The sequence below is a fragment of the Herbaspirillum sp. UBA812 genome (assembly GCF_002296545.1).
Taxonomy (GTDB): domain Bacteria; phylum Pseudomonadota; class Gammaproteobacteria; order Burkholderiales; family Burkholderiaceae_D; genus Herbaspirillum; species Herbaspirillum huttiense.
Genome location: NZ_DBIC01000237.1, coordinates 1 through 21,120, shown reverse-complemented (window position 1 = coordinate 21,120; position 21,120 = coordinate 1). Strand labels below are relative to the sequence as shown.

The following is a 21,120-nucleotide window of genomic DNA, read 5'->3' as shown; positions in this document are numbered from 1 at the left end:
TTTAACGGATTCAGCGCTCAGCCAGGCGGAGAGCTAGGGAGCAAACTCATCAAGAGGACTAGGCGAATGCCTTGCTGGGTACACTGGCTCGATTTGTGTGGTCAAGCGTTTTTTTGCGGATTTCGTTCCTAGCAAAAAGATGAATGTTGCTTGTGGGGAATCTGTGGATTGGCGGCCTTTTGCGTTAGCCAGCCTTAGATGAGTGGACGAGATGATTCAGGCGTCGAGCGAACACTCAATGCAGAAAGGTGCCGTCTGGAAGGAACTTCCAAAAAGTGAGGATCAATTACTGTTGATTCTGTTCAGTGCAATCGAATCCAAAAGCTGATGCAACAAAATAACTTCAATCTAGACTCCGAACAGAAAAGCTTCACTTCACGAATTTTGATTCTATCGAAAAAGGTGTTGGACCGCATCTTTTGGGCTGCGGGTCGAGGCTAACGGCTGAGCAGACAATCCCTTGAAAGCGGCGATGCTGCGGCATTTGAACCAATAAATCGCTTTCTCCATATCTTCGAAGATGTTGAAGCTGACTCGAATCTCCCGAGCAGAGTCACGTATATCTTTTTTGCTCACTCTCTGAAGTGAGCGTCAGCGAGATAAGACGCTCGTAAAAACAGACGCCGATCTTAGGCGAGCGACCCCTAGTCAATCGCAACGCATGGCCGATTTTCTTCGGTAAATCTCGAGCGTTTCCTGCCTGCTCCTTGCCCGCGTCCGGGCGCTGAACAGCAATCTTATCTGTGGTGTTGACCTGGATGGGTAGTCTGGAGGTAGATCAAGCGTGCGGCTTCCTTGCCAGACCCAGGGCAGGTCCGAGGGTTGGCCCCATTTCTCACCACTCGTTTTACGGGCGACATGTCAATTACATTTAACCACAGAACCTAAAACGTCTTGTGGTCGGGAACGGATCAACTTCGTGCGTGGTGAAAATGGTGGGTGCTATTTTGCTAGAGAAGTGGGCAGTGTCGGACAGCGCGGCAGCGGCTATTGCGTAGATCGCTGATTGCGTCGATGTACCTTCAAGCCTTGGAGATCTTGGTTTGATTAGTCAGCCTTGGCGAGTTTATGACCTTGTCTTTGCTCCGCACTTTCACCCACCTAGACATCGACATAGCTTGCCGATTTATCCGGGACGGAGGATGCAAAAAAGATCTGTTCCCGGGCAAGACGGTGGCGGGCAAGCGTACCGTCGGAGCATTGAAGCGAGCGCCGATCCTATACATAAATCCAAGGAAAAGAAATGAAATCAGCAACGTTTGTGAAACATGATATCAAAGGCATTGCTCCGCCAGAGCCTGATCTCGTACCGGAGGAAATGATCCGCCGGGCGGAAGCTATGCGCGAGATCCTTCGATCTGCTCAAGCAGCGGCCGAGGCCGCTGGTAACATTTCTGCGGAAACGAACCAGGCGATGGTGGACGCCGGTTTTTTCCGCGTGATCCAGCCCCGAGTCTTCGGTGGCTATGGCTTCGATCTGCCCACCTACGTAAAACTCGTCACGGCGATTGCGCGGGGATGCCCCGAAACAGCATGGGTTTTGTCACTTGTCCTTGGCCACGTTCACCAACTCGCAACCTATCCGCTGGAGGCGCAGCGCGAAGCTTATGGCACTACTGGAGAATTTCGGGCGCCTGAGGTAGCAGCGCCGCAGGGCCATGGCGTTGCTGTCCCGGGCGGCTATCGTGTCAGTGGTGCATGGGATTATGCGTCGGGCTGCGCGCACGCCACGCATATCCTGCTCACCTTCACGGTCGAGGATGCCGAATCTGGTGGTGCTCCGATGCGGATGGGCCTATTCGATCGCGACGATTACGAGATCGTTCGTAACTGGGACGTGATCGGTATGCAGGGGACCGGATCTGATCGGGTAGTTCTGCAGGATGTGTTCGTCCCGATGCATCTAACCAAGGCATATCCGCCAATCAAGGCGGTGCTACCTGCCCGAGTCTATGACGACAGCCCCCTCTTTCATGGCCCGGCGCGGCCATTCATCATCACCGAATCCGCATCGGTGATCGTCGGCGCCGCCGAAGGCGCGCTGGACCTCTACGAGGAGAGCTTCCGCACCCGCAAGGCGACCGGACCGACCGGCGCGCCAAGGCTGGAACTTGCGGAATATCAGCTCAACTTCGGCCGTTGTCGCGCATTGGTCGATACCGCGCGAGCCGCTCTGCTCCACGCGGCAGGTGAATATATGGAGATTGCGCGGCGGACCTGTGCAACGGGCGAGCCCTGTTCGGACGACGACGCGCGACGTCTGACGCTCGTCATACTGCAGAGCATCCACCTTGCTCACGAAGCAGTCGATATCATCTTCCGCACTGTCGGTACGTCCGCATCGAAGAAGGATTCGATGCTCGGCCGATATTGGCGCAATGTAGGGGTTCTGCGCGGCCATCTCGCTCACCAGTCCGACAGTGCTGCAGTCAATTATGGCCGCGCACATTTCCTCCAGAAGACCGTGGGTATTGCATGACAAACGGGACGGCACTCAGAGAGGAAATGGACATTTACCTGGAGGCGATGTCCGTCGGCGATCACACCAGATTGCGCTTCGCATCGAACTTCCGTCTGACGGAAAATGGCAGGACGCTCGGCATTGACGAAGGACTGTGGCGCTGCAAGCCGCGCTTCTCCGGCATCCAATCGTTTGCGGACGCGCTTACGGGCCAGATCGTTTGCGCAGGCGTTGCCTATGTTGCGGGTCAGCCGCGTCCCTTCGCTCAACGCCTGCGAATTTTCGAGGGTGAATTGGCAGAAGCTGAGGCCATCCTCAGCACAGACCCGAAAGGGCATTTCGCTGATGTCGAGCAATTGTTGAAGCCCGATATCCTCTATCAGGCTATTGTCCCGCCGAATCGCCGCGTCGACCGTGAAGGTTTGCGTGAGGCGGCCAACCGCTATTGGGAAGGACTGGAGCAGAGCGATGGCCTGATACCGCGCTTCAGCTATCGTTGCGACAAATACGATAACGGTGCGAAAACGACGAACACGCTACGCACGCTGCTCTCGCCCGACGGCAAGGTGCATACCTGCGCCTCTGCGCTGAATGATACGCGCGCCGCGAGACCCAAGGCACGCGAACGACGCTTTCCAGTGCTGGACGTGGAACTCGGTCTTGCAGCCAGCTTTGTAGTGGTGGACTTCCATCCCATCCCTGCGCATCCTCGACCTGACGCCGGTGCCATGTATATGCTCGGATTGTTCAAGGTTGTAGACGGAGAGATTCGGATCATCGATGAGATACGAGAATTTTTGCCTTTGGGCAGGTCTGTTGGATGGGACGAACCATCGTACTCTAGTGGAAATGTGGCACATGGTTAGCCTGAAACAACGGCGTCAAAATACATGGAGACAAACTGCGGTAGCGTTTCCTCCGCGATAGCGCTTTCTTTTGCTCATAGAGGTGATGTAGAGATGAATATCCGATTTTCAAATAACGATTTCAAAAGCTTCGAGGCACCGATGCGCGCAGAGATCGAATTGACGGGGCTTGAAGTTGTGCAAGGAAAAGTACCGAAGAACCTGGAGGGCGGTTTCTTTCGCCTGATCGGAGATCGGAAATGGCCAGCCTTTGTCGACAATGATGTCTTTATGCTCAACGAAGACGGCATGGCCTCCTGTTTTTATTTCAAGGACGGCAAGGTCGACTTCCGTATGCGCTATGTCCGTACGCCCCGCTTCGTGGCGGAGGAAAAGGCCGGCCGTGCTCTGTTCGGCCACTATCGAAATCCTTTCTCGGACGATCCCTCGGTTGCCGGGCTCAGCCGCGGCACCGCAAATGTGACAATGCTGATGCATGGCGGAAAGCTACTCGCATTGAAGGAGGACAGCCCTGCTATCGAATTGAACCCTTTCACCCTCGAGACCATCGGGGAATATGACTGGAACGGCAAGGTGACCGCCAAGGCAATCACCGCGCACCCCAAGATCGATGCAAAAACGGGCGAGCTGGTGTTCTTTGGATATTGCGCGGCTGGTCCTGCCACCAGGGATATCGCCTACTATGAAGCCGATAGCGAAGGGAACGTTACTCACGAGACCTGGTTCCATGCGCCCTACACCTGCATGGTCCACGACATCATGGTCACGCAGAATTATGTCGTTTTCCCGATCACCCCGCTCCGTCATGAGCTGGAATGGATCAAGCGGAGTGAGCCTGCATTCAAATGGGATCCGCACGAGAGTGTCTATCTCGGCGTGCTGCCACGCAAGGGCCGTGGCGATCAAATTCGTTGGTTCAAGGGCCCCAATCAATGCCACGGCCATACCGTCGGTGCCTATGATGATGGGCGATATATCTATGCCGACAACACCTTCAGCAAGCGGTCCTTTTTCCATTTTTTCCCAAACGTCGACGGCTCGCAGTTCAAGCCGACCGACGCCATGCCATATATGAAGCGGGTGGTGATCGACATGGAGCGCAGTGATAACAGTTTTGTCGAACAGCCGCTTTTCGAATACCCTTGCGAGCTTCCGCGAATCGATACCCGTTTCGAAACCTTGCCATACAGTTTCGCCACCATGAACCTTCTGGACGTGCCTGGCCAAGAACGCGTCGGGCGCGGCTTCCAGTGGATCGCCACCATGGATGTGAACGGCGCGAAGCCGTCCAAAATCCTCTATGCAGGAGACAATTGCTCGATCGGCGAGCCTCAGTTCGTTCCCGCTCACGACAACGCGGCAGAAGGCGATGGTTACATTATGACCGTGGTCGGCCGGCACGAGCAGATGCGCAGCGAACTCCTCATCCTGGATGCGAGCGATATCAACGCGCCACCTGTTGCAACGGTAGCCCTGCCGTTCCGTCTTCGTAGCACTGGCCACGGATATTGGTATGGTGGCAGACAGTTGCGTGGCGAAACCAATTTTCCAGGAGCTTGGTAAGATGGCCGACCTCAAAGGGAAAGTCGCATTCGTCACTGGTGCGAGCCGCGGAATCGGCCGGGAAATTGCCACGCGTCTTGCCGCCAACGGCGCGACCGTGGCCATCCACTACGGAGCCAATCTGCAGGCTGCTCAAGAGACGCTGGCTACCATTGAGCAGACCGGCGGGCGGGCCTTTGTCATCCAGGCGGATCTCCATTCATCGGACGTTTCGTTTGCGGCGACGTTCGAAGAGTTCGATCGCAGCTTGTTGACGTGTTCCGGCCAGACCGGGCTCGACATCCTGGTCAACAATGCTGGCCAAATCATGTTCGGCTCGGTTGAAGTACTGAGTTCCGCAGAATTCGACAAGGCATTTGCCGTGGACGTGAAGGCACCTTTCTTCCTCACGCAGGCGGCATTGCCGCGCCTTCGCGATGGCGGCCGGATCATCAACATCTCGTCTGGAACCTCGCGCATCGTTAATCCGAATGTCGTGTCCTATGCAATGGCCAAGGGCGCGCTCGAGGTGTTCAGCAAGACCGCTGCTCTGCAGCTAGGTGCTCGCGGAATTACGGTAAACGCCGTTGCACCGGGTCCGACTGCAACCGCCGAATTTCTGCGCATGGCCGAGGGCAATCCTGCCTTCATCGAGCATGCCAAGGCGCAATCCGCCCTGCGGCGACTGGGCACGCCGGAGGATATCGCCAACATTGTCGCGTTCCTCGCGAGCGACGAAGGGGGCTGGATCACCGGGCAGGTGATCGACGCGACCGGAGGATCGCTACTGGGCTGAAGGTACTCGCCGCTGAATCAGACTCTGTCCGTCAAGGCGCTCGAGCTTCGCTGCCTGGTCGGTGGCGGCGATTACATCACGTTCGAGGAGGCGATGACGTTGAGCGTTTCAGCTCGATAAAGAATGTCCAATTGTTCAGACGCTATGCATTCTTCAGTTTCGCCCCGGGATTGCGTGGTCCGACATTGACTGGCATTGTTGCAGAACCCGGGGCAGGTTGGAAAGTTCATCGCTTGTCCCGGACGGACGTACCCGGAGGGAGGGCTCCGTGCCACGGAGGCCTCCCCGTCGATTGTCAGCACTAGAACAGCTGCCCACCTCCAACTGGCCAGTACAGCTTTCTCACAAAGCTCACTAATCGGATCTGAAAATTCGCTTTCTCCCAAGCGTGTGTCGTTCCAGCGATAGTACGGTGAAGCCGCGGTCAAACAAGGCAGAAATCTGGACGTTAAAGAGCAGCAGGTTCCTGGGTATCAAGCCCAGATTTTGGCCAGTGTCGCACAGCACTGCGTGTATCGCCCCACCCAGTACTCCTTTATCCATTTCTGATCGAGTTTGCCGTCAGCCCTCCTGCGCCCGATGACCGGTTCGATGGCATTGCGTCTGCGCATCATCGCGCGCAGGCCATGCGTTATATTGCGTGGCCGAGCGCAAGCCAGCCATTATAAAAAACGTGAAAGTTCGATCCCGCGTGTGACCGTTGGACACCCCGACAGACATCCTCACCACCATCATTGTCGCGTTCCTCGCGAGCGACGAAGCGGGCGGGATTTTACAGGACAGTTGATCGGCTCAACCGGGGAAAGACCGCTACGCCGACACGGCTCGGTGCTGATTCAAGATGAGTCCGTTAAGACGTTCGACTTTAGCGGCCTGGGCAGCCGCAACGGCGGTTACATCGCGTTCGAGGAGCGCAGAGATGACCTTGAGCGTCTCAGTTCGATAGATGATATCCAGTTGCTCACTTTGGGGATTGCGCAGCGAAGACCACCAGGTCGAATAGCTCTTGGTGCAGCGCAGGAGAATGTCGACGAGTGGCTCGTCGATGATTCCGAATTGGCTTTCCTCCGCTTCTTGCATCACTTTTGCAGTCATGCGCACGTCTGCGGCATGCAGCAGACGCTGCGCATTCTTCAGTCGCGCAAGTTCCTCGTCAGTCGCGTCCTCCGCAGCGATCGAAATGGCCTCTACGCTCAAGAGCTTGAAAAGACTCATGGCATCGCTGGGTGTGACGCGGGCAGCGGTGAAATAACAGTTTATAAGCCGGCATAAGGCGGCGGGCTCTGGCGTGCGTGTCATCAGTCCTTTGCCACGCCCGGCTACTGACTCAGCTATTCCCTCGAATTCCAGAACACGCACTGCTTGGCGCAGCACATCACGATCAGCACCGTAGCGGTCACAGAGATCCAATTCGGACCCCAGGCGGCGGTCAATCGTGCGACTGCTGTTCAGGTCCTTCATAAGCAGTCGGAAGATATGCTGCGCCCGGGACCGGGCGCTTTCAACCGTTGCGCCCAGGGGGATACGACCGGAAGGCCCTTGCCGTGCATGTTGGTTGACCGCCGAAATCATCTCTTCCAAGAAGCTGGCAAGTGCTGGACCGACACAGTTCTTTGCTCCGGGGCCAATCAATCTCGCATGAACTGCTTGCAGAATCGTTCTGCCGTCCTTTCCCCGATGGAGCTCGCGGCAATGCGATGTGACGTACCGATCAATCGCTTCCAGCACGAGCGACATGGACGGTGCCAGAATCAGCAGGCCGCCGTTTGGTCCTCGTCGCATCCGAGCCGTGCCGCGGCTCTCGAGAATCCGAACCGCTTCACGGACGACGCTGCGGCAAACGCCGAATTTGGATTCCAAATGCGTTTCGGACCCATAGATTGTCCCTGTGGGCCAACTGCGGCCTATCAGATCCTCCTCGATTTGCGCCGCGATGATGCAGGCCGCTTTGGTATTTGCGGAGCCACCTCCTACGATCGCATCGAACAGCGGATTGGCGGTTTTCCAGTGAGAAACTGTTTTGCGCTGACTGGCGTATGACTGCGCCGACGCTGGCTGCGCCATAGTCATGATTTGTCTCCTACAACGGCCGGTCCTGTAATTGTCTAGCTCGGACTCGACAGTATACGTGTTCAGTTTGAACGTCAACGACGCGGATAACGCGGTAAGGTCAACGCAAGTATGATGGCCAGAGACAGTGCCCCCGCTAGCACTGGAGAGGCCGGAGTGTATGCCCCCCATTTATCGCGCAGTATCCCCAGCACGACCGGACCCACGCCCAGAGACAGTGTGGTGAGCCCAACCGCCACGCCGAAAATCGTCGAGGCGTTGGCCAGGCCGAAGTATCGGCTCGTGAAGAACGGCAGAAGCCCGGCCACCGCAGCAAAGCCGGAACCCATCAGCGCAAGTCCAATCACGACCGCCCATTCCTGCGATGTCAGCATCGCGAGAAATCCCAACAGCGGCAGTGCGAAGACGATGGCGAGCATACCCGGGCGCGGCAGCCTATCGGCCGCACCGCCGGCGAGCAATGAACTAAATGGCCCGGCAAGAGAATAAAGAGTCAGTGCAAACGTCGCTGTGGCGGAGGAGACGCCGCGTTCTCCAGCCCATGGAACGAAGTGACTGCTCAAGCCGCTGCACGAAGCACAAACGAGGGTCGATGCCAGGATCACCGTCCAGAAGGCACGACTCGTAAATGCAGTCATGGGTTTCAAGTCCATGCTCGCTATATCGGGCTTTCCCGTCATGACGGATGGGCTCGATTGCGGAGGTTCCTTCAAGAAGAAGTAAGAAACTGGCAGGGCGATGGCCACTATCAGTCCCGCTAGTGCGAGATAGGCACCCTGCCAACCGATATCAACGATAAGCACACGCGTGAGCACCAGCATCAAGGAAGTGAAGATCGCAACCGACCCGCCTAGTACGGCGGTCAGCGCAATACCGCGGCTGCGGTCGAACCAGCTCGACACGACCTTGGCCAGCGCGACCGGGCCGCATGTTGCAGCCAGCGGCCCCATCAACGCCGAGATGACGTAAAGCAAGATAATGCTGCCGTTGAGAAGGCTCATAGCTGCCAAGATGGCCGCCCAAGCCAGCAGTCCGGGGAGTAGTACCTTGCGGACACCCATGGTATCGATCAGTCGGCCCACCAGAGGCCCGGAAAGAGCGCCTGTCAAGCCTGAGATCAACATCGCTTGCGGAAACATCGCGGCGCTCCAGTGGAATTGCCGAGACACCGGCTCAAGGAAGAGGGGAAATGTCCCCATGAAGACAGGCGCGAAGCTTAGGCCCATGCATATGGAGCAGGCGATCGCAACGACAATGCCCTCGCGGCTCATCTCGGTACGTGCTGGCGGATTGCTGGCCAAAGGCCGGCCGGCAGCGGTAGTAATCGGAACTGCTTTGTGTTTCATCAGATGCTCCTCCAAGGGTGGTGTCATTATCGTTTAACCTATATCTGTGGTCCGTCGGCGGTATCCTGCCCAGCTTGATAGCTGCTGGGCCTTTATCGGTGAGGCGCAACGGCGACTCAAGTCGCTGTTGATGCACTCGCAGATTTGGCCGTGTGTCTAATCGAGACGCGATCGCTGCCAGAAGCGATCATCTGGCTGGCGGCGGCGGGTTCGAGGAGCCGATTGGCATCCGACAGTCTGATGTGCGACGGCGCCGCGCAACATCCTGCGTTTTTAACCCCTGGCGAGGCGGTTAACCAGTAGCGTGAATTCAACAGGGGGCGGTTGTCAGGACCTGGCTGATCTATGGAAAATAGCGGTCGTGTCCCTCGAAACGGCTTAGACTGGTTTCCCCGAGAAAACCGCCGGTGATTTTCTGGCGCGCGGCGTTCGAATTCTGAGCAGAAAGAAACAACTACAATCGTATGTCGGCGATGTGCGAACTGGCCGCCGAAGCCGCGGGCAGCCTCGATGGAATGACCAGCGCTGGAGCGCTAGGCGCTGCACCTAACGGCGTTGATCAGACATATACGGCGGCGGCTTCACCGCAATGCTTAAGGTCTTGTCAGGCCCGTGATACGCCCAAGATCGACAAGAAGCGTCAAACCGATCATCCAGCCACTGCGGGTGGAACCGGTGGCGGCCAATGGGTGCATTCTGTTGGGGTGCAGAAGATATTGAGCAAAGCCATTGACGAGTACCCCGGGAGCGAGCCCGTACTGTGCGTGTACATCGAAAGAGAATGTGTTGCGGTTAACGCCGTCACTGCTCCAACCGCTCACCGTACTGAGCTGCTGTTCATAAAGCGCGCGCCCGCTGCTCAACTGGATATAACGAATGATCGATCCCACCAGCGCCGCAGGGTTGTCTCTGAGAAAGCCGCCGTACTCGGCTCCGCCATACGCTTCGATCGGAAAGGACTGGCCAGGGCCGGGCGTAATAAATGCGCCGCCATACAGTGCGACGTTAGGAGGGGTAGGGCCTTTTGCGCCAGGAGCGGTCCAGATGACTTTTCTTGCCTGGCCATAGAATCCCCATGTGCCGTTGCCGTGTTTGAGGGCGCTGCCAGAAGGATTGAGGATCTGACTCGAGCCATCCACATTGTGCAGATCGTCCGTGTAAGGACTCGTATTGTGATATACCCCGACTTCGGCATTGAGGGGATACCGGGTGTCGGAGAAATCCGTCTTGTGAGTAACATTTGCGATACCTATAACCCCCGTTCTGGTCCGGGTACTCCAGTTCCAGCCAGTGGAGTTCATGTAAAGCGTGGAGTTGTCTTCGACCACGCCGAACCCCAGACTAGTATGGCGCGAGAGCAAGTACGCGAGCCGTGCTCCCCACAACGATTTTGTGATGCCTGGCACGTTGAGGGTTATTGCGGGAGTCGACGCCACACATCCTGCGCACATCGTCGGCACCAAAAAATTGTCCGTCAGATTCATGCGACCGTACTCAACGTGGAGACGTTTTTCAAACAGGTCATGCGATAGTGTGAACTTGATCAGGTCGTTGGTGGTGGTCTGGGAAACAAGCGGCGTGAAGGCCGATCCGGTCTGAGTGGTGTAATTTACTGTATTGTGAGAAGGCGGTTCCCAGGCCCAAATAAAATGAAATTGCGTGTCAGGAATCCCCGCGAACTTCTGCAAGTCGACATCGGCACCCGTAAAAAGTGTGAAGTAGTCGGTCGATTTTCCGGTCGCGATGCCAGTTGAAGGGTTCGCGGCAGATAAGTTTGTCAACCGCAGGCCAAGCTTGATTCCGCGGTCTTCAAGCGCATCGCCGATGCCGCTAAGCGGTCCCTTTCTGGGCAGTTGCCCCTCGCTTGGCGGCAGGGGAGTCACGCCGGAAGCCATGGATGGACTTTGACCTGTTTCTGTCTGCACCTGAGTGAGATTTTGATTGGAAGATGTCGAGACATTACGGGAGGGGAAGGGATTTTCGTCCGTGAGTGGCATGCTCCCTGCCCCGCTTGCAGCGTTGGTTTCCTCAGCCTTCTGTTGGTTGTCAGTTGATGCCATTGCGCAAAGCGATGAGCATCCTAGAGTAAAGATCGCTATTGTGATAGCACCCGTAAGCTTGTTGAATAGTTTCATGTCTCCTCCTTGTAATTGCCGTATTCCGGCTGGTGCTTGGCTTGATCGATATCTCATACGGAATCGATTCAATGTGGAAAGGCGCATCTCATATTGGTTATTTATGCGTATCGACTGAAGATCGCTTTCTGCATACTGCGCTTGGGGGTTTTCTTAGGATGTATCAATGAATACGCGGAGAAAATCGATCTGGTTCTTTCCAGCACGTTGCGTGGCGGCTTCGATAATCGCGTTACGCCTCAGTGGTCGGCGATCAGCTGTTAGCTGACACTAGAAGTGAGGGACCGCTGGATGCACGCTGCAGCTTTGAGGAGGCGCTTGCATGAAGTTACTATCCACGTTTGTAAGTTCCAGCTCGATGCAACGACCGCTTCCTATGTTGCATCCACAGATCAGGAAGGGCTTCCTCCTAAGATCAAGCTACATCTGGTTCATAGAGTCTCATTAAGAAACGTTTGAAAAACTGGCAAGGCGGGATGGCCGCCACTGGATCGCTCTGAGTTGCTGCTGTGTCTTGGTGTCATGTGGCAGCGCCGCTGAAGATGAAAAAAGGAGTACGCGATCGCATCCCGTCCTCTGCTGCGTTCACCATCTTCGGATGCCTCCCTGATCCCGGAAGGCGGCGCGCGTTTTCCCTCAGGCATCCATGACTCAATTCGACCGGGCATGACCAAATCACACGTTGATCGATGGTTAAAAGCCGCCCTTCCGAGAAAATCATGTGAATTCTCTCTAGGATTCGGTGCCATTTCACCTCGTCACTCAATAGAAAACAAGGTGGATAAATGTTCGTCACCGTGCTTCTGGCCTATCGAGCGGAATAACTTCGCGCTAACTTGCCTAGTCTGCGGACTTCTCTGTCCGTCATGTTGAAAAAACCAATCTGTAGAAAATATGCCGCATCCGGCCTGCTCGCAGAGAACTGCGTGGCGATCAGCGAGCCTTGTATCAAGCGCTTTAATCTGGCCTCTGGTTTAAGAATTTAATAAGCGTAGCCTTCCGAGCATGGGTGCGGACGAGGCAGGCCAAATCCTTTCTCCTTCTGCCCCTACGCGAGCCATACAGAGCTTCGCGTTTTAGGAAATCGAAAGTAAACGTCCTTTGCTTGGCTGATTTACGGGCGAGATAAAGGTATTCCTTTCGCAGGGTGTAGAAGAGAGCACATCAGGGCAGTACGTCCGTGAGTCAAGAGCACCGGGCGCATGTGGCTCGGGTGATTAGTTTGTTGCGGTCGCATGAGCGAGCCAGCGATGGTTGCTCAGGGAGTAATGACTGCGCTAGCTAAACCATTGCAAGACGTTTGGTGCAATGCAATTTGATGATGAGGAGAATTTTATGAACGTCAGAACAACCATTGACCAGCCATTGCATGCCGAAGGTATCCTTTCGCCTGGCATTTGGGCTGGTCGTGTTTTTCAAGGACGATGGGTACCATCCGAGCGAGAATTGATCGAGGTTCGCGAGCCTGCAACTGACCTGCCGCTCGGCACGGTCGGGAGCAGCACACCGGGATCCGTCCTCGACGCAGTTGATCGCGCAAAGTGTGCCCAACTCACGTGGCAGAGCGAGAGCCCTGAGGCTAGAGCGCGCATATTGCAACGCGCGGCCGCGCTCCTCCAGGACAATCACGACACGCTGATCGAATGGATCGTTCGTGAAACCGGCGGCCTGCGTGCGAAGGCAGAAACGGAACTGCAAGGCACGATCGGAGAATTGTTTCATTCTGCCGCGCTTTTCATCGAACCGGAGGGGCACGTCCTCCGTTCAGCAAATTCCGGACGTCTGAGTATTGCGCGCCGCGTGCCGCTCGGCGTAGTGGGTGTCATCACGCCGTGGAACTTTCCTCTGCTGCTGGCGATGCGATCGGTTGCGCCAGCTCTGGCACTCGGAAATGCAGTCGTGCTGAAGCCGGACCCGCAGACTCCGATTACCGGAGGGGTTGTGTTGGCACAGATTTTCGCCGAGGCCGGGCTGCCAGAAGGCGTTTTTCAGATCGTCAACGGCGGGGCTGATGTTGGGGAGGCGTTAGTAGGCGCGCCGGCGGTACGGCTTGTGACGTTCACGGGCTCGACGCGGGTAGGCCGTCGTGTAGGCGAGCTCGCGGGCCAACACGTCAAAAAGGTGTCACTGGAATTGGGAGGAAAAAGTCCGTTCATCGTGCTGGATGATGCCGATCTCGAAGCGGCCGCTTCGGCGGGCGCGTGGGCCTCGTTCCTGCACCAAGGACAGATCTGTATGGCCTCTGGGCGACATATTGTGCTGCGGAGCGTTGCAAAGACCTACCTTGAATTACTGCGCGATCACACCGAGCGCTTGGCCGTAGGCAACCCTTTCGAAGAGAATGTCGCCATTGGCCCAATCATCAACAGGCGGCAAATTGAGCGCATACATGATCTTGTGACGTCCAGTGTTGCAAGCGGCGCGAAAATCATAACCGGCGGCACGTATGCGCATCCTTACTACCGTCCGACAGTTTTGTCCGGTGTAACTCCCGGAATGGCTGCTTATGAGCAGGAAATCTTCGGTCCGGTGGCGCCCGTCGTCATCGCAGAGAACGAAGAACACGCAATTCAGTTGGCTAACGATACGGAATACGGCCTTTCCGCCGCCGTACAAACGGCGTCGCTCGAGCGTGGGCTTCGTGTGGCGCAGCGCATACGAGCCGGAATGGTCCATATCAATGACCAAACCATTTCTGATCTGCCCGGCATCCCCATGGGTGGCATGGGTCAATCGGGCAACGGGTCACGCTTTGGCAGCACAACGAACGTCGACGAGTTTACTGAATGGCAGTGGATGACAATAGGCGCGACTCCTACCCGTTACGCGTTCTGAGCAGTCCACGTGGCAGCCATGGCGCAGCGCGAGAAATCCAATCGGACGGTGTAGTGCGATTGCGAAGTTAAACGAGCTGCGTCAGGCCAATTGGGGCCGAATTCATATGTGTGAGACAGCTGAAAACTCACACATATAGCTCGGCCAGGCGTCACCGCAAAGCGCTCTGATCTCCGCAACCCAGGCCAGGACGCCCCTTGAACCATGCTTGGCCGAGTTGGCCTGTTCACGCCCGTCGAAGTAGGTGAGGCCCGGGGAGTCTTTCGGTTGCCATATATGACGTCTGTTTTATTTTTCTTAGGTCCTTTATAAATGGCAATGAGGCAGCTGATCCGCTTGGCTTGATTTATTCGAAAGTGGGAGCTGCCGCCTGCCACAAAAAATGTCAGCCTTCTTTCTTCAAGCTTAGGTCATCCGAATTGATGCCATGACCTAGGCTAGACCCAATCCCATTATCATGACCCAAGCCTCTTTTGATTCCCAAAATTTTCGCCGTGCCCTCGGTCGTTTCACTACCGGTGTAACTGTGGTTACTGCTGGCGGCAACGGGGCAACGCCGATCGGCATGACATGTAATAGCTTCACTTCCTTGTCTTTGGACCCACCGCTAGTCCAATGGTCGATTGCGAACAGTTCTCGCAATTATCAGGCAATGTGCGTCGCGACCCACTTCGCTGTTCATGTGCTCGAAGCCGGACAGGGTGAGATATGTCGTCAGTTTTCTGCCAGAGATATAGACCGATTTGCGAATGTCCTACTCGAAACGGGCCTGCATGGCCTTCCGCTTTTGCAGAATTATCACGCGCGCTTTGAATGCGAAATGTATGCACGCCACGAAGCAGGCGACCACACAATTGTTGTGGGGCGAGTGCTTCGGCTGGCGCACAAGGAAGGTGAGCCGTTGATTTTCTATTGCGGCACACTGCTACGCGCGGTGTCACTTGAACCGACAGGCTCCTGAGGGTTGATACGCAAATGCACGTTGGCAATAATGCGAATTATGGTTACGCTGGACGGCCATTTCCAAAATGTTGGCGGCGCTCGACAAATGCGAGGCGAAAGTGATGTAGTCCGTTGTCGAGGACATGAAAAAAAATCAGAAATTAGCTTGTCAGACGCATTTGCTCGTTGGGCTGCCAGCTCCAAAAATGGTCTGCAATTCTGTGAGGCGCTGAAAGCTCTCTGGCTAAAGTTGCCGGCATTATGTTTCTGAGAACGATGACGAATACGATGCAAAGTCCACGATCTGCCAGAAGAAGCCGCCCCTGAGAAAACGACTAAGATCATGCAGATATACATCTGTCTGGGTGTTAGTTTTCTGGCGCTCCTATTGATGCTCATCATACCTTGGTGCGCTCTTGGCCGACGCGGGACTTTGCTACCCTCCGACATCGCTTTGCCTTTTGCACCGGCGTTATTCACCTTGTTCGGGCTGGCATTCTTGAATGATGCTACCGACGTGGGGTGGGGAGGGATTTTGTATCCAGCCATTGCCATACTGCCTGGGGCTATCCTTCTCAATGCTAGGGCGTTCCTCTTGACACGACTGTGTGTCTCGCCAGGGAAAATATCTGCAGGTTTGCTTGTCGCTGCGTCAGTGACAGCATTTCTCTTCGGCGGAATGCTCCCGCCTTTGTACGGCTGAGCAGCCAATACCTTTTCCGTAATCGGCGAGAAGCAACCACCGCATATTTGCGGGATCGGCGAGGAATATGTCCTCGTTGATCCAGTCATTGTGCTTAGCGATACCCATTTAAAAATGCATTCGCCGCGTCTTTTGAAATTCTTTGCAATTCTCTTGTTGTAGGTACATTTATGGTTCCCCACATCAGGTTTTCGATCAAGTCGCCAGCGCAAATCCCCTTGAAATGTAGGGCTGCCAGTTGGGCATCAGAGGCGGTGATCTTGCCACGTTCCATGCAGAGCGCCATCACTTCTGCGAGCGCATCGACTGTGCGCTTGGGACCATTCTTGAAGAAAATACGCGCAAGTTCTGGATAGCGTTTGGCCTCGCCGATGATGAGCTGGTCCAATGCGATCACATCCGGCCGCGACACCAGACGCAGCAGCGCCAGGCCAAGGCGCTGCAAGATATCCCGGGCGCTGTCCTCTTCCACGTAGACCTTGGTCAGCTCTTCCACCGCCCCCGCACCGGCTTGTACGACGAAGGCCTCGAACAATTCTTCCTTGCTCGAAAAATAGTTGTACAGAGTGACCTTGGACTTGCCCGCCTCCGCTGCAATGGCCTCCATGGTTACGGCGGCATACCCTTGCTGGATGAACAGGTGGCCTGCAGCATCGATGAATTCATTGCGCTGTTCCACGGTTTTGACCCGCATCGCGATAGATCCTTTTCTTATATATGAACGTATACGTACATTTTATCACGGGCTGTGCTACCATCTTTTAAGTGAACGATGCCGTTCATTATTAGGCGGGAGCCTGATCCATCCTGGCTGCCCGCGCTATCCGGTTCGCGCACGGCAACGGTCCGGCGCGGACTCTTTCGCCATCCCGGCGCATGACAATCAAGGAGACCACCGTGAAAGACCACCAGACATTGCCGCACTACCGAGGCTTTACCGGCCAGTACATCGGCGGGCAGTGGCGTGAAGGCACTGCCGCCAGCCTGCTGCAAGATCATGATCCCTATACCGGTCAATTGCTGACCGAGATCCGCCAGGCTTCCCTGAGTGACCTCGATGCCGCCTATGCCGCCGCGGCCCAGGCGCAGCCTGCGTGGGCGGCGGTGCTGCCGTCGGAGCGGGCGGCCCTGTTCTTGCGGGCCGCCGCCATCATGGACCAGCGCCACGCCGAGATCGTGGATTGGCTGATCCGCGAATCCGGCAGCACCCGTATCAAGGCCGAGATCGAGTGGGCTGCTGTCAAGTCGGGCATGCTGGCCGCTACCGCCTTGCCCCCACGCGTGCACGGCCGCATCCTACCCATTGATATCCCTGGCCGCGAAAGTCGGGTCTATCGGCGCCCGTTGGGCGTGGTCGGAGTCATCAGTCCGTGGAACTGGCCGATGCATCTGTCGAACCGTTCCATTGCACCGGCATTGGCCGTCGGCAATGCGGTGGTGGTCAAGCCGGCTGACGACACACCGGTCACGGGCGGCCTGCTGCTGGCCAAGATCTATGAAGAGGCCGGCCTGCCGCCCGGGCTGCTCAACGTCGTCATCGGTGCAGTCAGCGAGATTGGCGATGCCTTCACGCTGCACCCCACGCCCAAATTCATTTCCTTTACCGGGTCAACCCGGGTTGGCCGCCACATCGGTGCGCTGGCCATGACCGGGCCAACGATGAAGCGCGTCGGACTGGAGCTGGGCGGCAACGCCCCCTGCGTGGTGCTGGACGATGCCGATCTGGAGCGCGCAGTCGATGGCGCCATCCTCGGGCGCTTCCTGCACCAGGGGCAGATCTGCATGAGCAGCAATCGCATCATCGTCGATGCCAGCCTCTATCCGCGCTTCGTCGATGCCTTCGTGGAAAAGGCCAGGGCGCTCAAGCATGGCAATCCCAATGATCCCGATACCCTGATCGGCCCGCTGATCAACGAACGCCAGTTGCAGGCCGCGCAGGGCCGGCTGGAAGCCGCGCGCCAGGCCGGTCAGCGCCAGGTGCTCGGTGGCGAGGCAGAAGGATTGGTGTTGCCGCCGCAGGTCTTCGTGGACGTGGCCAATGATTCGCCGCTGGCCCAGGCTGAGCAGTTTGCTCCCATCGCGCCGCTCATCAAGGCTGCCGATGAGGCCGAGGCGCTGCACCTGGCCAACCAGACCGAATACGGCCTGTCGAGCTGTGTCTTCACACGCGACGAAGCGCGCGGCGTGCGTTTTGCACAGGGTATCGACGCGGGCATGACGCACGTCAATGCCATCTCCCCCTGCGACGATCCCAACAACATGTTCGGCGGCGAGAAAAACAGCGGCATCGGCCGCTTCAACAGCGACTGGATCGTCGCCGAGATGACCATGGAGCACTGGGTCAGCATCCAGTCGCCGCAGTCCCGGCAGCACTGAAGTTCCTCCCCTCTCCACAAGGAAGCCAGATCATGTCTCTACAATATCCCGCCACCCCTGAGTTCCAGGGTCTCTATCGTCCCAGCCGGGTCGAGGGCAGCGTGCAGGCGCTGGAAGTCTCAGGCCAGTTGCCCGCGCAGCTGCAGGGCTGCTTCTACCAGGTCTCGCCCGATCCGGCCTATCCGCCGATGCTGGGCCAGGACATCTTTTTCAACGGCGACGGCATGGTCAGTGCCTTTCGCTTCGGCCAGGGGCAGGTGAGCCTGACCCGCCGCTACGTCCAGACCGAGCGACTCAAGGCGCAGCGCCAGGCCGGGCGCTCGCTCAATGGCATCTACCGCAACGTCCATACCAATGCGCCCGAGGCAGCCCGCGACAACACCACGGCCAATACCACCGTGATCAAGCATGCCGGGGTACTGCTGGCGCTGAAGGAAGACAGCCTGCCCTATGCCATGGACCCGGTGACCCTGGACACCCTCGGGGTCTGGGATTTCCACGGCCAGGTGAAATCGGCGACCTTCACCGCCCATCCCAAGATTTGTCCGCAGACCGGGAGCATGCTGTGCTTCGCCTACGAGGCCAAGGGTGACGGCACCCCCGACATCGCCTATTACGAGATCGATGCGGCCGGCAAGCTCACCCGCGAAACCTGGTTCCAGGCGCCTTACGCGGCCATGATCCATGATTTCGCGGTGACGGAAAATTACGTGATCTTCCCCATCATCCCCCTGACCGTGGACGTGGAGAGGATGAAGCGTGGCGGCCAGCACTTCCAGTGGCAACCCGATCTGCCGCGACTGTTCGGCGTGCTGCCGCGCGATGGCAAGGCCAGCGATGTGCGCTGGTTCCATGGTCCGGCCGACGGCTTCCAGGGCCATACGCTCAACGCCTATGAGCAGGGCCGCAAGCTGATCCTGGACATGCCCGTCACCAGCGGCAACGTGTTCTATTTCTTCCCGCAGGCCGACGGTTTCGTCCCTTCCCCGGAGACGCTCAAATCCAGCCTGGCGCGCTGGACCTTTGACCTGGATGCCGACAGCGATCAGGTCCTGCCCGAACCGCTGACCACGTTCCCCTGCGAGTTCCCGCGTTGCGACGAACGCTACAGCGGCCATCCCTACCAGCATGGCTTCATGCTGGCCTTCGATCCGACGCTGCCCTTCGATGCCGCCACGCTGGGCGCGCCGCCGTTCCAGTTCTTCAACCAGCTGGCCCACGTCAACGTACGCACCGGGGAGACCCGTACCTGGTTTGCGGGGGATGCGCACTGCTTCCAGGAACCGGTCTTCGTGCCGCGCAGCGCCGACGCGCCCGAGGGCGACGGCTTCCTGCTGAGCCTGCTCAATCATCTGCGCACCGGCGCGGCCGAGCTGGTGATCCTGGATACGCGCGATCTGTCTGCCGGACCGGTGGCGCGGGTCCAGATCCCTTTGCGCATGCGCATGTCCCTGCATGGCAACTGGTCCCCGGACTGAGGTTCATGGCGCAGCGGCGGACAGGTTCACACCTGTCCGCCGCTGTTTCAACCGGTCGCCTGCCTGCGCGCGTCAGTCGGTGCAGGGTGTCTCGGCGCGGCGATTGAAGACGATGGCCAGCCCTGCGATCACCGCCGGGGTGATGCCCATCAGGAAGATATGCTTCACGTCCATCTGCCATCCCAGCATCAGGCTGCCGGCCAGCGGTCCGCAGATCGATCCGATGCGGCCGATACCCAGTGCGAATCCAACCCCGGTGGCGCGCATGGCGGTCGGATAGATTTCGGTGGCCAGCACGTTCAGTCCTGCCTGTGCACCCTGGATCACCACGCCCATCAGGCTGCTGGCCACGATCACGTTCCATTCCGATTGCGGCCAGTTGGCCAGGCCCAGGGCCGGCCATGCCTGAGATGGCAAGGCGTTTTATTTCGGAGATTCTGGCGGCCGGGGATCTCCGCGCCAGGCGTGAAGAGTCTGGGTCTTCAGCACTGCGAGGCAAGGAGGTACCGCCCCGGGGCTTTGGTCGTTTGAGCCATTTGCTGTCGGTGGCACAGTTCAGTCGCGAGTCCAGTGAGCGCTTATTTGCACTTGCCGACATCATGCAACCCATCGCCAAGCGACGCAAAGTCAGCCGTGTGCTGGAAGGTGCGGTACTGGCAAATTTGTTCTTTGAAGCCAGCACTCGTACTCGCCTCAGTTTTGCCTCGGCCTTCATGCGCCTGGGCGGCTCCGTCTGTGATACCACCGGATTTACCTATTCCTCGATGGCGAAGGGAGAGTCTATCGGCGACACCAGTCGTACTGTCAGCGGTTACGCCGATGTACTGGTGGTACGGCATCCCGAGCAGGGTTCGGTGGCGCAGTTCGCCAGCGCCACCCATGTGCCGGTAATTAATGGTGGTGACGGCGCGGGTGAGCATCCAACCCAGGCGTTGATTGACCTGTACACGATTCAGCGCGAATTCTCACGCCTGGGCAAGCTGATCGACGGCAGCCATATTGTTATTACGGGAGACCTCAAATATGGGCGCACCGCCCATTCGTTGGTTCAACTGCTATCCCTATATCGCCGGATGCGTTTCACGCTGGTGTCGCCACTGTCCTTGGAAATGCCTGAAGAGATCACGCAGCTGATCGCCTTGCGTGGCCATGACGTGGAAGTATCGGATTCGCTGGAGCGTGCATTGCAAGGCGCAGACGTGATTTACACCACCCGCATCCAGCGCGAACGCCTGACCGGCGAGACCATTGACAGCTTTCTGTCCATTTTTGAAATCAACAAAAAGGTCGTCAATCAATACTGCAAGAACGACGTTATCGTGATGCATCCTCTACCGCGCGACAGCCGACCGGGCGCTTATGACCTCAATACCGACCTGGACGGAGATGCACGCTTGGCGATCTTCCGTCAGACCGACAATGGCGTGCCGATTCGCATGGCTATCTTCGCTACCATTCTTGGTATTGACGGCCTGGTACAGGGCTCGTTGCGGGAGGCGAACTGGGCTGTCCCGGAGACATGTGGGCCAGACGACGTCTTGGATATCGATTCGCTTGCAGTTGGGGCGCA

At 57.3% G+C, this 21,120-nt stretch carries 14 protein-coding genes; 9 read left to right on the top strand and 5 right to left on the bottom strand.

Features of this window, described 5'->3' with window-relative positions:
• Nucleotides 1–1,243: 1,243 nt before the first annotated feature.
• The 4 genes from B3873_RS15425 (at nucleotide 1,244) to B3873_RS15410 (ending at nucleotide 5,665) form a co-directional block, all read left to right on the top strand.
• Nucleotides 1,244–2,479 carry an acyl-CoA dehydrogenase family protein gene (locus B3873_RS15425; protein ID WP_286867135.1) on the top strand — a complete coding sequence of 412 codons (1,236 nt, stop codon included), beginning with the start codon at nucleotides 1,244–1,246 and terminating at the stop codon, nucleotides 2,477–2,479.
• A gap of 26 nt (nucleotides 2,480–2,505) precedes the next feature.
• A complete protein-coding gene (locus tag B3873_RS15420) occupies nucleotides 2,506–3,327 on the top strand; it encodes a hypothetical protein (protein ID WP_286867134.1) in 822 nt (273 codons plus the stop codon).
• Between the two features lie 93 nt (nucleotides 3,328–3,420).
• Nucleotides 3,421–4,890 carry a carotenoid oxygenase family protein gene (locus B3873_RS15415; RefSeq protein WP_286867133.1) on the top strand — a complete coding sequence of 490 codons (1,470 nt, stop codon included), beginning with the start codon at nucleotides 3,421–3,423 and terminating at the stop codon, nucleotides 4,888–4,890.
• 1 nt (nucleotide 4,891) lies between these two features.
• Nucleotides 4,892–5,665 carry an SDR family NAD(P)-dependent oxidoreductase gene (locus B3873_RS15410; RefSeq protein WP_286867132.1) on the top strand — a complete coding sequence of 258 codons (774 nt, stop codon included), beginning with the start codon at nucleotides 4,892–4,894 and terminating at the stop codon, nucleotides 5,663–5,665.
• A gap of 810 nt (nucleotides 5,666–6,475) precedes the next feature.
• Here B3873_RS15410 and B3873_RS15400 read toward each other — a convergent pair.
• The 3 genes from B3873_RS15400 to B3873_RS15390 form a co-directional block, all read right to left on the bottom strand.
• Nucleotides 6,476–7,735, bottom strand: coding sequence for a GntR family transcriptional regulator (locus B3873_RS15400; protein ID WP_286867131.1), 1,260 nt, complete (start codon nucleotides 7,733–7,735; stop codon nucleotides 6,476–6,478).
• Between the two features lie 74 nt (nucleotides 7,736–7,809).
• On the bottom strand, nucleotides 7,810–9,081 hold the full coding sequence (locus B3873_RS15395; RefSeq protein ID WP_286867130.1) for an MFS transporter: 1,272 nt from the start codon (nucleotides 9,079–9,081) through the stop codon (nucleotides 7,810–7,812).
• A gap of 593 nt (nucleotides 9,082–9,674) precedes the next feature.
• Nucleotides 9,675–11,216: a carbohydrate porin gene (locus B3873_RS15390; RefSeq protein WP_286867129.1), complete on the bottom strand. Its 1,542-nt coding sequence runs from the start codon at nucleotides 11,214–11,216 to the stop codon at nucleotides 9,675–9,677.
• A gap of 1,335 nt (nucleotides 11,217–12,551) precedes the next feature.
• Here B3873_RS15390 and B3873_RS15385 point away from each other — a divergent pair.
• Nucleotides 12,552–14,051, top strand: coding sequence for an aldehyde dehydrogenase family protein (locus B3873_RS15385; protein WP_286867137.1), 1,500 nt, complete (start codon nucleotides 12,552–12,554; stop codon nucleotides 14,049–14,051).
• Between the two features lie 457 nt (nucleotides 14,052–14,508).
• Nucleotides 14,509–15,012: a flavin reductase family protein gene (locus B3873_RS15380; RefSeq protein ID WP_286867128.1), complete on the top strand. Its 504-nt coding sequence runs from the start codon at nucleotides 14,509–14,511 to the stop codon at nucleotides 15,010–15,012.
• A 778-nt stretch (nucleotides 15,013–15,790) separates the two neighbouring features.
• On the opposite strand, the gene B3873_RS15375 is transcribed toward B3873_RS15380, so the two are convergent.
• Nucleotides 15,791–16,390 (bottom strand): TetR/AcrR family transcriptional regulator, encoded by a 600-nt coding sequence (locus tag B3873_RS15375; protein WP_286867126.1) that lies wholly within the window; start codon nucleotides 16,388–16,390, stop codon nucleotides 15,791–15,793.
• A 203-nt stretch (nucleotides 16,391–16,593) separates the two neighbouring features.
• Here B3873_RS15375 and B3873_RS15370 point away from each other — a divergent pair, with 203 nt between their 5' ends.
• Nucleotides 16,594–18,072: an aldehyde dehydrogenase family protein gene (locus B3873_RS15370; RefSeq protein ID WP_286867124.1), complete on the top strand. Its 1,479-nt coding sequence runs from the start codon at nucleotides 16,594–16,596 to the stop codon at nucleotides 18,070–18,072.
• 32 nt (nucleotides 18,073–18,104) lie between these two features.
• Nucleotides 18,105–19,550 carry a carotenoid oxygenase family protein gene (locus B3873_RS15365; protein ID WP_286867122.1) on the top strand — a complete coding sequence of 482 codons (1,446 nt, stop codon included), beginning with the start codon at nucleotides 18,105–18,107 and terminating at the stop codon, nucleotides 19,548–19,550.
• A gap of 72 nt (nucleotides 19,551–19,622) precedes the next feature.
• Here B3873_RS15365 and B3873_RS15360 read toward each other — a convergent pair whose 3' ends face one another.
• Nucleotides 19,623–19,967 (bottom strand): hypothetical protein, encoded by a 345-nt coding sequence (locus B3873_RS15360; protein ID WP_286867138.1) that lies wholly within the window; start codon nucleotides 19,965–19,967, stop codon nucleotides 19,623–19,625.
• Between B3873_RS15360 and B3873_RS15355 the strand changes: the two genes are divergently transcribed.
• Nucleotides 19,952–21,120, top strand: a 1,169-nt coding sequence (locus tag B3873_RS15355) for an aspartate carbamoyltransferase (protein WP_414651548.1), incomplete at its 3' end; no start/stop codon positions are given. The two genes, B3873_RS15360 and B3873_RS15355, sit on opposite strands and share 16 nt — an antisense overlap.

Coding starts and splice junctions, on each gene's coding strand:
- B3873_RS15425 (WP_286867135.1), top strand. CDS start 1,244: ATGAAATCAGCAACGTTTGTGAAACATGATATCAAAGGCATTGCTCCG.
- B3873_RS15420 (WP_286867134.1), top strand. CDS start 2,506: ATGGACATTTACCTGGAGGCGATGTCCGTCGGCGATCACACCAGATTG.
- B3873_RS15415 (WP_286867133.1), top strand. CDS start 3,421: ATGAATATCCGATTTTCAAATAACGATTTCAAAAGCTTCGAGGCACCG.
- B3873_RS15410 (WP_286867132.1), top strand. CDS start 4,892: ATGGCCGACCTCAAAGGGAAAGTCGCATTCGTCACTGGTGCGAGCCGC.
- B3873_RS15400 (WP_286867131.1), bottom strand. CDS start 7,735: ATGACTATGGCGCAGCCAGCGTCGGCGCAGTCATACGCCAGTCAGCGC.
- B3873_RS15395 (WP_286867130.1), bottom strand. CDS start 9,081: ATGAAACACAAAGCAGTTCCGATTACTACCGCTGCCGGCCGGCCTTTG.
- B3873_RS15390 (WP_286867129.1), bottom strand. CDS start 11,216: ATGAAACTATTCAACAAGCTTACGGGTGCTATCACAATAGCGATCTTT.
- B3873_RS15385 (WP_286867137.1), top strand. CDS start 12,552: ATGAACGTCAGAACAACCATTGACCAGCCATTGCATGCCGAAGGTATC.
- B3873_RS15380 (WP_286867128.1), top strand. CDS start 14,509: ATGACCCAAGCCTCTTTTGATTCCCAAAATTTTCGCCGTGCCCTCGGT.
- B3873_RS15375 (WP_286867126.1), bottom strand. CDS start 16,390: ATGCGGGTCAAAACCGTGGAACAGCGCAATGAATTCATCGATGCTGCA.
- B3873_RS15365 (WP_286867122.1), top strand. CDS start 18,105: ATGTCTCTACAATATCCCGCCACCCCTGAGTTCCAGGGTCTCTATCGT.